This window comes from Natrinema caseinilyticum (assembly GCF_024227435.1).
Lineage (GTDB): Archaea > Halobacteriota > Halobacteria > Halobacteriales > Natrialbaceae > Natrinema > Natrinema caseinilyticum.
In genome coordinates this window covers 51341-63094 of the sequence record NZ_CP100447.1, presented here as the reverse complement: position 1 = coordinate 63094, position 11754 = coordinate 51341, and the positions used below count along the sequence as shown (strand labels likewise).

General features: G+C 56.1%; 10 protein-coding genes. 2 read left to right on the top strand and 8 right to left on the bottom strand.

Going from position 1 to position 11754, the window contains the following annotated elements; genetic code table 11:
* Window positions 1-67 precede the first annotated feature (67 nt).
* The 5 genes from NJT13_RS23335 to NJT13_RS22890 form a co-directional block, all read right to left on the bottom strand.
* Entirely contained in the window at window positions 68-1756 is a 1689-nt protein-coding gene (locus NJT13_RS23335; RefSeq protein WP_340681211.1) for a phage NrS-1 polymerase family protein, read from the bottom strand.
* 248 nt (window positions 1757-2004) lie between these two features.
* Window positions 2005-5703 (bottom strand): ATP-binding protein, encoded by a 3699-nt coding sequence (locus NJT13_RS22905; RefSeq protein ID WP_254526116.1) that lies wholly within the window; start codon window positions 5701-5703, stop codon window positions 2005-2007.
* Window positions 5704-6086: 383 nt separating this feature from the next.
* Window positions 6087-6269, bottom strand: a complete 183-nt coding sequence (locus NJT13_RS22900; RefSeq protein WP_254526115.1) for a hypothetical protein — start codon at window positions 6267-6269, stop codon at window positions 6087-6089.
* Window positions 6270-6377: 108 nt separating this feature from the next.
* Window positions 6378-6779, bottom strand: coding sequence for a hypothetical protein (locus NJT13_RS22895; RefSeq protein WP_254526190.1), 402 nt, complete (start codon window positions 6777-6779; stop codon window positions 6378-6380).
* Between the two features lie 133 nt (window positions 6780-6912).
* Window positions 6913-8175, bottom strand: a complete 1263-nt coding sequence (locus tag NJT13_RS22890; protein ID WP_254526189.1) for a GTPase family protein — start codon at window positions 8173-8175, stop codon at window positions 6913-6915.
* Between the two features lie 274 nt (window positions 8176-8449).
* Between NJT13_RS22890 and NJT13_RS22885 the strand changes: the two genes are divergently transcribed.
* Entirely contained in the window at window positions 8450-8635 is a 186-nt protein-coding gene (locus tag NJT13_RS22885; RefSeq protein ID WP_254526188.1) for a hypothetical protein, read from the top strand.
* Between the two features lie 87 nt (window positions 8636-8722).
* On the opposite strand, the gene NJT13_RS22880 is transcribed toward NJT13_RS22885, so the two are convergent.
* Both NJT13_RS22880 and NJT13_RS22875 read right to left on the bottom strand, forming a co-directional pair.
* The gene (locus tag NJT13_RS22880; RefSeq protein ID WP_254526187.1) at window positions 8723-9223 is read right to left on the bottom strand and encodes a hypothetical protein; all 501 of its coding nucleotides are present in this window, start codon (window positions 9221-9223) and stop codon (window positions 8723-8725) included.
* Between the two features lie 84 nt (window positions 9224-9307).
* Window positions 9308-9793 (bottom strand): zinc ribbon domain-containing protein, encoded by a 486-nt coding sequence (locus tag NJT13_RS22875; protein WP_254526186.1) that lies wholly within the window; start codon window positions 9791-9793, stop codon window positions 9308-9310.
* 177 nt (window positions 9794-9970) lie between these two features.
* Between NJT13_RS22875 and NJT13_RS23630 the strand changes: the two genes are divergently transcribed.
* Window positions 9971-10462, top strand: a complete 492-nt coding sequence (locus NJT13_RS23630) for a metal-dependent hydrolase (RefSeq protein ID WP_425499837.1) — start codon at window positions 9971-9973, stop codon at window positions 10460-10462.
* A gap of 34 nt (window positions 10463-10496) precedes the next feature.
* Here the strand turns inward: NJT13_RS23630 and NJT13_RS22870 are convergent, their stop codons facing one another.
* Window positions 10497-11591 (bottom strand): hypothetical protein, encoded by a 1095-nt coding sequence (locus NJT13_RS22870; RefSeq protein WP_254526185.1) that lies wholly within the window; start codon window positions 11589-11591, stop codon window positions 10497-10499.
* Window positions 11592-11754: the final 163 nt, after the last annotated feature.

The following is an 11754-nucleotide window of genomic DNA, read 5'->3' as shown; positions in this document are numbered from 1 at the left end:
TAGATATCCAGATCCACGTAACGCCAGCTGGTGAAACAGGGTGCAGCAGTTTGTTATTGGCGGCGTCTCAAGACAGTCGCCGGCGAAGACGATTGAGTAATCCACTCGAGGATGGCTTCTCCTCATCTGATGTCCCACTGAGTTCTTCATCAGAGGGGAGTACATCATCAGTAGCCGTCTCCTCGCGATCAGGCTGGTCCTGTCCATTCGAATGTAGCTCAGCACCATCCTTGGATTCACTGTCGCCGTGTTGTCCAGTCCAGGACTGGCGGCTAGGGTGGCTTCGACTCCCGTTGCTGGTGACAGTGTCTGTGTCCCTCAATTCTCTGAGGAGAGTCCTCTCGCTGGCAGGGTCAATCCCGAGAACTGTCCGATACTGACGAAGCCGACTCTCTAATTCTGCAATCCGCTCACGCTTCTCGTCAAGTTCACGCTGCTGACGTTGTACCTTTGCGGCTAAACGACGAGCGTCGTCAACGGCGTCAGTATCCACGAGATCAGAACCAGTGTTATGAGCTGGCTCCTCCGAGAGTGCCGTCTCATCCAGGTTTTCGTTTCGGTCATCAGGTGTTGAACGCTCTCGGTCCGTTGGCGGTGTGTAGTAGTCATCGATAGTCAAGAGCGTCCGAGCGATACACACGTCTCCATACGTCGCGCCGTTCGCGAAGTGGACCCGATCCCACTTACCCCGGTAGAGGCCAGAATCCCGGAACAAGCGATCCATCCGTTCAGGATCGCCACCGGTCCAAAACCCCAGATAGAAACACAGCCCCATGTCTGCCTCCGACTGCGAGGGATATCGGCTCTCAGGCGATGCCCAGAGTTCCTTGTTTCCATCGTAGAGAGCCGCGATGGTGTCGCCACTTTTCGAGGCCATCGCCTGCTGGAGGAGTGCGTCATCGTCGAGGTCGACCCCGGGACCGACGATTTCGTCGAGTGTAGTCGGGGGATCATCAGGAAGGATATCTACGCTGCAACTGTGCAGTGCGACTTCGAGCGCCGGATCTTCTATGTCCGGGAAATCGAGGCCATAGCGAGCATACAGACTCGACTTCGAACCGATGGCCTGTGGTTTCTCATCACCCGACTCTCCAGCGGGTGAATCACCAGCCGACTCGCCATCCGACGCTTCGTTCCCATTCTTCGCTACCGCGTTGATTGCCTGATCGAGGTCAACTGCCTCAGTATCCGAATCAGATGAGGACTGAACGTATTCGTAGTGTACACCGAGCAATGCGTCTTGCCGGCGAGCAATTGTCTCAGGCGTCCCTTCGACGTGGTCGGTCGTGACGGTAAAGAAGCGAGCTTCGTCGTACATCTCGACGTCACCACGCCGGTTGCGTCCAGGCGGGAGTTCTCCTTCGAGGAGGACGTGAACACCGCGGCCAGATGGAGAAACCTCAGTGTAGGAATCGAGTCGCTCGACGATATCACGAGCCCAGTCAGTGAGGTCACCAGTATCAGGGTCACGGCAGTCATCCAGGTCAACGCCGACGATAGATGTCTCGGAGGCGAAGACGAATCCAATCCCATCGGTGTCGACGCGGTCGCTCTGGTGGAACTCGAGCGCGCTCTGGAGATCACGCCACGTTGCGGGGTCCGTTGCACTGGCGTTCGAAGTCCCACTTGTGTGATAGGGCTTGATTGGAACCTTTGTCGGCTTCCCATCACGTTCGACCTCCTGCCAACAGATCCATTGCTCACACTCGGCCAATCTATCTGGAATCATATGATCGTCGATTTCACTGCTGGACATGGATGGAACGGGGAACTGCTTCGGTCGTCTTCACAGCCGATTCGGCATCGCGATAAACCTCGGTGCGCCGGCGTGCGCTCGATTCCTCTCTCGAACTGGGCTGGTGCGCCCAAAACCGTATGGCTGTGCGTCCGTGGGGCGGATCTGCGTTCCCTCCCCTACCAAGACCTATTCTAGGTGTTTCGCCGATAGGCGCAGGAAGGCAGGAGGTTGCTTTAGAGCGGGTATAGAGCGCACGGTGCGCCCAGCTAGTGACGCAGGTCATCGCCCTCGGAGTCCTCCTCAGCTTGGTCGACCGATTCGATGATATTGCGGCCCCCGACGAATCGCCATTCACAGGGATTGTCGAACGCCTCCTCGGAGAGACGTGCATAGTTCTTGGTAGTTTTGTGTGGTGCGTTCTCAAGCCGCCCCGCATCAACCAGTGCCCTGATAATTTCGTGAGCAACGTCCGTATGCGGGACAATCCACATCTTCCGAACTCCATCGAACGACGCGAGATCATCGTAGTGTTTGACCATCAGTTCCGGGCGGATGTTCGTCACCACCTCAGCAATCACCGCAAGTTGTCGGCTTCCGTCGTCACGCGGAAGGAACGCAGCGACATCGAAGACCATCCCGCCGGCCATCGGCTCGTAGTAGGTCTCGACGAGAAGTCCACGGTTTCGCAGGTGCCGAGCGATGTACTCGACGTAGACCTTGTGAGCCGTTTTCTCGAAGAGGTCGCCGTTGTTCCGGCCCGCGTAGATCTTCCTGCTGACTGCAGTCTGCCCAGCTGGAGGAACGTAGTAGTACTTCCGACCGTACACGCGCTGAATTTCGAGGAATCCGTCTTCCACCAACTGCTCTTCGTCGATCTCCTCATCTAGCGCATCCCGAATGGTCGTCATCGACTGCGTCAGGTCATACCCTTCCAGTTCACCGTTGATCCCTGCAATCACGTCTCGAAGGAACTGCCGTTCGGTGTCGGTCAGGACACCCCCCTGGTCGAGATTCTTCCCAGCCCCAGGTGTCGCAGGAAGGTCAGAGACGTGGGGTGTGGTTTCTGCGGTTGGGCCCTCCGTTCCTGGAGTGTCTCTATCCGTCGCATCATCCGATTGAACCCGTGATGGCGAACCAGTTCCGAGAACGGTTCCGAACTCGTTGGAAGCCCCGCCCAGAGCAGAATCTGAATGGGATTCCACCTGAGAGTCGTCTTCGTCCAGGGTCCTTGACTCGTCAGTGTCGCCGGGAGCTGGGCGTTCAGCCTTCTCTTCTCTGTCTGGAGGCGTCGGTGGTCGCTCGGTTGTCGCGCTGTTCATCGGGCCGGTTCCATAGCGGGCTGCACGCTGGGCGGCATCTGGCGGGCTGTTGACGCCGGGGACGAGGCAGTACGTGAATCGAGTGCGTGACCACTGCAGTTCGTCTGCCTCCTGGAAGGTCATCTCTGCCGTCTGGCTGTACGTGCCCGCGTCGACCGACTCCTCTCCATCGCTGTGTCCGTCGGGGACGGGAAGCGGCTTGAGCGTCACCAACTCCGGCGTGTCGGTCATGAAGCCGGTATCGGGTAACTGTGCGAGCCACTCACCGCGAGGGAGTGAGGCGATCCGATTCGAGAGGGCGACGGCGTCGAGTTCTTCGTGAAACAGCGTCGTCGCCAGCTCGTCGTCGATTGCGAGCTTGCCGATGAGCTTGGTGTTGATGTTGCGGAGGATTTCCTTGTAGGCCCGCGTATCGAGTGCGTCACGTTTGACCTGCTCCGGGAAGTGAACGATAAGCTCGAACGCGAGAGCGAACTCACGGGCGTCAGGAATCATCTCGTCACGAACGAGACTGGACTGCATGATCGGTGCGGCCTCGTCGATGATCAGGTTCACACAGTAGCCGTCGGCAGGGTCGAGGACAGTCCGGTTCCATCGCTTTCGGAGTCGCACCCACGACCAGAGGTAATCCAGCATCAGCACCGTGAAGACGTTGCTTGACGCGGGGCGGAACTCGCCGGTATCGATCAGCACGACCGACTTCGAATCGAGGAGCCCATCGAGGTCAAGCAGCATCTGCTCGTCAGCATACCGCTGGGCTTCCCCATCCCATTCGGGAACGAAGTTCAGCATTCGCCAGATGAAGTCCCGCTCTTTCAGCTTCGTGATGCGGTTGAGAACGGCGTCGATCGACGTGGCGAAGCGTCGTTCCTCGGCACTGAAGTGGCGCGTGAGCGTCGCGTGAAGCTCTGGATCGCTGACCTCTGGAACTTTCTGTTCGGTCTGCATCTTCGTGGCCGCATTGAGGAGGTCGCTGATGGCGTACGCGTCTTGGCCGTACACCGGGTCGAACAACGCACCAATGAGGTTACTGAGGATTTCCTGTGCGACGAACGCCTGGTTGTGTTGTTCGTCACCGAGGACGTACTCCAGTAGTTCGTTGTAGCGGTCAATCTTCTCCTGCACAGCTGCCTCACGACTCATGCCAGCCGCAATCTGGGGCCGGATGTCGAAGAACGGGAACGCGGGCAGTTCGCCGTTCGGCCCTGGAACCGGGAGATGGACGATGTCGTCGAGGTCGCCGAACTGTCGGAAGTGCGCTCGTTTGTACTCTGTCGCCATACTGCCGCCCTTCTTGTCGAAGATGAAGATCGGCCCGTCGAGTTCGTCGTACGCGCTGAGACCGTCGTTGATCATCGCGGTCGTCTTCCCGCCACCCGTCGTCGACGCCCTGAGTACGTGATGGGTGAGTTGCTCCGCAGTCAGACTGATAGGGATGTTGTCGCGGTCGGGAGATGCCGTTTCAGCCTCACCGATGCACATCCCAGAGTCGAATTCCGCGAGCAACTCTTCGTCGGTCGCGGTGAGTGGTGAACGAGCGTCTGGAGCACCACCAGACGCGCCACGGCTTGCCTTCGGGAGCGCGCCTGTGCTGGGTACAGTAACGAAATTCGCGAGTTCGTCTGGGCTAGCGACGATGATCGGGTTCTTGCTCTGGAAGCGCTCTCGGATACTCGTCGGGCTCAGTCGCGACCGGCAGAGCGCGTCGAACTCGCGCCCAATCCGACTGACGCTTGCCCCCTCGACGCCGTAGTACGGCCCGCTCAGAGCCGTGAACGCGCCAGTGACGCCGTTCACCACGCTCGGTTCACCAGCCGCTCGTAGGGAGACATCGAACGTCACGGTCGGCTGCTTCAGGTCGATCTGTCCCATTCGGCTGTGTCGCGTCGATTGACCGTCTGCCCCGCCAGAGATGGTGCCCCCGATTTGCTCGGGCGTATCTGGCCGGTGGCGCTGCCGTCGCTCCTCTTCAGACGTACCGAGAATCATCGCGGCAGCCTCCTGCTTGAACGAACTGAAGACGCCAGTCGTCCCCATCTTGAGGTTCCGTTTCTGGACCTCCGCTTCCTTCGTCCAGTCACGGCGAGGCGTGAAGACGACCTGGAAGATGAACGGTTCGTCCGTCTCCGTTGCCTGTTCGAGGAGGACGCTCAGGGGCGACCGGAACGAATCCTCGATGTCGACCGAGATCTCGCTGAACTGCGAGAGCAGCGTCATCCAGTCATTATTCTTCGTCTCAACGCCCTCCCAGCGAACCATCGCCGGCGGCGTCGGATCGGCATTCGCGTCACGCCCAGATTCGTCGCGGGTATCTTCAGCTGTGTCGAGAAGGTCTGGTTCGAAGCCGTCCAGTTCAATGAGTTCGTCGATACCGTCGAATGCGGCCAGATCCGCGAGCGTCGCACCAGCGGGCTCGACGTCGTCGACGAAGATGTCGGTCGTGGCGAACGGGACGATTTCGAAGTGGAAGCTCTCTGGATACATCGCCCTGACGTTCGCTGCAAGGTGTTCGAGTGCCTCGACCTCGTAAGGCCGAACGCCGAGGTAGAAGTCGAAACGACGGGTATCTGCTGGCTTGTGAATCAGGAACTCGAACGTCCGCTGCGTGCTCACGAACGAGAGCCGGCGTTCGAGATGGAAGGGCATCTCTCGGCCACTGCCAGCTCGGTAGAGACCATAGAGACCCTTGACAACGTGGTCCGGTGTCACCTGCTCACGGGCCGGCGTGATTTTGATATACGGGCGAAATCCATCGTCGTCGTCATCAGAGTCGGCGGAAAGTCTGTCAGAGTTGTCCCTCCCCAAATCGTGGTCCGGCTGGGATGGTCCATCACTCGGAGAGGTGTCCGGGTAACTCTCTTCGGCACTGTCAGCAGGTTTTCCGCCTTCCGAACTTGGTCCGGAGTCGTCACTCCTCTGACCCAGGATCCGTGTCGAAACCGCGTTCTGGATTTCGGAGTCATCGATGCTCGGAAGTCGTGGTTCCCGTCCTCCAGAGCCGGACCGACGGGATGATTCCGACCCGTTCGTCACCTGGACCACCCCTCGCTGGTGATCAACTGCGACTGCTGTGGGAGCTCGCGCGGAGCGAGTCGCTGGCTGAGGCGGCTATACAGCGGATTGTGGGTTAGCGTGTGCATGTTCGGAAAGAAGGCCACATCGTGAGAGCTGTGACCGATGCCACGGAGCGCCCAGTCAGGAAAGACGTTCACTACGCAGGTGGAGCGTCCACCCCGACGGGTAGGTGCCTCGCAATGGCGGTATGAAATCTGGCCACGGGTCGGTTCCAAAGGGGTCAATGGGTAGGGTGTTCGTCGGGTTCACCCTGCGATGAACTCGAGCAGGGAGACGAGTGCGCCGAGCCCGAAGTACGCGATGACCATTGCACCGCCACCGAGCGTGAGTTTCATTCCCGTCTCGGATCGCTGGGAGTTCGTGCGGGCGGTGAGCCAGACGATCAGACCCAGAACCAGCACAGTGAGGCCGGCGTACTGGAGCGTCGTGTAGACGACGTCGTAGAGATTGGTGAGGATCGTCTCCCAGCCGGCGACGGAACCACCGGACCCACCCGTGGGGCCGCTGGATTGTGCAGCTGCCGGGCTAACGAAGAGCATCAGTGAGAAGAACGCGGTGACGAGAAGGCTCTCGAAGTTGAGGACTCGCCGGAAGCGGCGGAGGCTGTTCGTGTCGGGGTCGGAGTCTGTGGTGTGCTGGTTCGTCATTGCACACCAGCCGTTAGCTGGAAGGTATAATGTTTGTTTCAGGAATGCGGATTTCGCAATCTTACGGTGGCCGCAAGGTTGCGTCTGACGCACAGATGCGGTATACCCTCATAGAACAGGTTCGAGATGGCATTTACTCTCGGTTTTTCCGGGCTTCGAAAACCTCTCTTGCTTGATCACGGAGTGAATTCGGTGATACTGTTTCATCATCGAAGAAATAACGCTCAGCAGACCTGCCAAGAGCCCAGGTTGTTGAAAATGCAACACCAGCAGAAACTGCTGCACCCGCGACTGGGACGAATTCAAACAACGTTCGAGCCACTGAGCGTGCTACAAAGCCGGTAACTGCAGTGCCGCCCATTGCACTCACATATTCAGTTGCGGTGTCAGTGGTGATTTCACGACAGGAGAAGCCGCCTACGAGTCCGATCAAGAGGAACTGAAGCCCGAGCAAGATAGGTAAGTCTGCAATTGGTGTTGGAGCACCACCAATACCACCCGCTATTGTAGCAAAGCGGTCAGTGGTACTACGTGAAAATTTCCGCATCAAGTCTTCTCGTTGTTGTGCTTGAAAAAATTGAAGTTGAGCACTTTCAGGAAGATAACTTCCGAGCATCCATGAGAGTGTATTTACGTTCCAGTATGGCTCCTGCAGCAGAAATGTTGGTACGACGCCTATGTGCTTCTCCGAATCGAATTCGTAACCATACAGCGGTTGCGTTGATTCAAATGGCTCTTTTGAGTCTTCACCGATTACTTCCGCCACGAAGTCTAGATTCCGTTTTATTTTACCTGCGACTTCTGGATGTTCCTCCGGAGGCCACTGATTCGGAGCGGCGTGTGTGTCTACTTTGTTTAAACAATAAAGAACAGGGGGAAACAAGGATCCAAGTTCTGATCGGAGTTTCTTGACTGTCTCAAAGTCCTCTTCTCCAGCTCGAACTTGGTCAGGACTCATTACATGGAGGATCATATCAGGTTGATACTCTCTCAGATCCTCTCTGAGAAGATCTACTGTGTCAGCCGGGACATCGCCGTCTGGGGAGACACTTTCAAATAGACCGCGAGAGTCGATTACGTCCCAGCTGGCATACCGTTCACTAAACCCGATATGATACGCCGTAGATTCTACAGTAGTTGGTTCAACAGAGTCTACCTCAGCAACTTCACGGTTGGCTAGTGCGTTGATGAGGGATGACTTTCCGACCCCTGAACGCCCCATAATATACAGTCTGGGAGCTCTAGATTCGTCTATCAGATTCTCCATATCAGAAATCGCAGTTCCAATGGCTGTATCCATAATATCCTTCGTACGTTCGTCACTCATTGGAGCAGCTTCGGCGATCTGAGAAAGTCGATCAGTAAATCCGCGAAATTTCTCGGGGTCAATAGCCATACCCTCTGGTGGGGGAGAATGTTCAAAAATCTATGCCATCTGGAAGATTGGATACTGCAGGCCACTTTAAAGATTCTCAGAGGCCAGCCAACACTGTACAATATGGGGGATACATGTGCTCTATGAGGGGATTGTGGGGAAACAGTTATGCTCGATACCAACCCACATAGAGCGAGCAAGTAGTTGCGGTCCCGATCTGTAGTCGAACCATAGTGACCACCATGTCGTATACTACCAGAAGGGGTAGGCTGAACAGCCAGAGGGGACGTCAGCGATGAGCCGATATTCGATTCCCGTGAAAGAGGGAACCCGTGATCGCCTTCGGGCGTACAGCAATCGGAATCTCCTCGACCGACAGTCCTACGACCAGGCAGTGAACGAACTCCTCGATCAAGTGGAGTTCGCCTCTGCCGAAGAACTCAACGCGCAGTACGGAACCATCGAACGAGGTCGCGTCTAACTCACATTCCGCCAGCATCAGAATGGGGGACGGCCACCGTCGGCCGAAACGCGACTTGCCTTTCAGTTTTTACAGTGTCTCGAAACCTCAGAGCCCATAGATCCCCGCGATGGCGGAGAACAGGGTTCCACCCATCGAGACACCGATCATCACGAGTCCCCAAGTGACTCCGCGGTAGCCGCGAGTTGAGGTTCGACCATATCTTGAGCCTCCTGCCCACAGTGCAGCTCCCAGCGAAAAACAAGCCAGACCCAGATAGGAGAGCATTCCTGACGCTGCTTGCGCTATGGGGAGGAGGCCCGAAGTCCCACTCGCCCCGTAGGGCCAACCGGAAGGGAGGAATCCCGTTCCGCTCATGATGAACGCGATGAGGTCGTAGAACGCATGCATACCGAGGATAGCAACGAGAGCGGCAGCAGCTCCAAACATCATCCCTCGGTAGCGAATCGACCGTCTCGAGTTCGCCTTTGTTGTGAAGAAGCCGATGATGCCGATAACGAGGAAGATCAGCGCGAGATATCTGGCCGTCACATCTGCGACGGTGAACAGTCGAAACGCTGGATCGACGAGATCGGAAACAGACGGCATTGTTCGTACCTCACAGGGGTTGAGAAAGAAGAAATAGACTTAGAAGGTGCGGAGCACGCACAGTTGCGGCCCCACGGTCAGTGGCTACTCACCGTCACCTGTTACCTCGATCGAGACATCAATATCGTCGAGAGTGAGCTCGGATTCATCGCTTGCGAATAGAATACTGGCTTCTAAGACATTCTCCAGAGTATCCACGCCAGTTGCATTGATCAAAAACCGAAATGGGCAGGTCAATCGAACCAGCTTTTCCAGCTCACCAACGTCGTCAGTCGTAATCTCCTCGTCTCGAAGGTCCCCATAGAGAGCTTCGTGGTTGTCGAATTCCGCCCACCGATCCAGTAGACAGAAATCCGCCATTGCATGGCGTACAGTTTCGTGTAGTCGAGTATGATAGCCCTCCGGCAGTGTCTCGTTCCCGTCGATCGCCTCCTGGATATGACCTCGATCGACGAGGGAGAGAAATCCATCTGACCAGTCTTTCCGCGTTGGATTGAGTTCTGACCCACACTCCGGGCAGTAGTTTGCCGTGGGCTTCACGGAATTATTGCAGCGGTCACAGATGACCATACCCCTAGCTTTGCTACGGGCACTATTCAACTCCCTCCGGAGCAAGATTGGTCACTGCGATAGTTTTGCGGAATATGTGGGTTTCAGACCATCTTACGCCAGAATTGATTAGATACACCTCTACGTATTTGATTCTATCAGCACACATTCCGGATCTGATGGCTGAGTCGATAACCCATGTACAAGGACGGACACCGAGGCGTTGCATTACTGCTGATGGTTCCACTAACAGGTCTGTTCGGGATTGTCGGATTTGGGATGACGATTCTCGCGGTGGCAGTCTGTCGGCTCCCCGATCTCGACCACGATTACAGTTGGCTCCCGCACAGAGGACTCACGCACACGATTTGGTTCGCAGTGGGTGCTGGAGCAGTAACGACAGCTGGACTCTATATCGGCCTCATCGGACTCCCTATTGAAATTCCAGCTTGGCCGCTCGCTCTACTCGCAGGAACGACCGTCTTCCTGGGTATCGTCTCGCACCTGATCGCAGATGCCCTTACAGTCGGTCGGGGAGATCACGCAATTCGCCCGTTCCAACCGCTGTCCCCCGAACAACTCAAATTCGGTCTCGTTCGTTCGAACTCCCGTATCTGGAATGTAGCGTTACTAGTCGGAGGAATCGGAGCACAGTTACTCGCACTGGGGATGTGTTACCGACCCTTCTGACGAAGGTGATTCTCGCGATTCTATTGAATTGATCTTAGGAGAGGTTCTCGATTTTCTCCTTGTCGGCGTCGGTGAGCAACTGAACGTCGTGTTCCTCCTCAAGCTCAGAGATACTCTGTAAAAGCTGGAGCGCTGTCTCTTCATCTCCTTCTTTCAGATGGTACTTCGCCTGTTTGCGCTCCACTTTGGCGACCCCTTTCTTACCGTCGTACCAGGATACGATTTCGTAGTAGTACTGTTTCGCCTGGTTGAGGTGCGCCCACCATGCGTCTGTGTCTCCCTCCTCTTTGTGGATTTCCTTTGATAGCTTCCAGTGAGCGTCTGCTAATTGATTTGCGATCGATTTCTTCCTGTTCTCGTCGTCGGTGAGTTCGTACGCCTCTTCGAGAAGTTCAATAGACTCCTGCAAATCAGCCCGCTCGCTGCTATCCAGAAGTTCGTCAATACGATCTTGATTCTCGAGTTTCTGGCTCTTCCAGACCGTATTACCGTCGAGGTCGATAGCCCGATACCGTTCGTCACCATCGAAGAGGTACAGAACGAGTTCGCCATCGATCTCTCCGAATTCTTGTGAAGGGCCGTTGAGATTCGGCGTCTCGAACTCCGTGATGAGTTCCTCGGACTCGATATCGAAGATGTATACCGAGCGGTCGGGATTGTAGGTTGCTGTGGAAGCATATTGACCGTCCTCGGTAATCGAACACTCCCAGATGTTCGCATCGAACTCGTACTCGATGATTGGCTGACCATCAGGAGCGACAACATTGAGTGTCCCAGCGAGATCTTGATTATCAGCTTCGCCGATGTCGGTAACAACGACGTGCCCGGTGTTTGCGACGGCAACGTTTTCTGCACGAGTTACGGCGAAGGCGTGTTGAACCTCCCCGTCCCCTCTGACTAAGACGATTGGAGCGCCATCGTTCATTCCAGTTCGCCCGTACAAGCACCGCCACTCCCCATTTGGCGATGGCACTGACGAGAAGGTGACCCGCTCGCCACGAAACTCTCCCTGGATGAACTCCTTGTCTAATGGGCTGTCAATCACGATATCTGGTTCCGGCCCAGAGACGTCCTTCGATTCCGAATCGGTGTCGTTCCCCGAACCGAATAACCGACTAAGCAATCCCATAACACTAGTCACTGACGAATATGTGATAAAGGCCCACAATGGTTCTGACAACAACAAACGCCCCCTGCTTTTCGATTAAGACAGCACGATTAAGCGTCTCTATAGTGCGGAGGAGGGCGTGTTTCCGAAAAATAATGAAAGGGAGGTTGTATTGGTGAAGTAA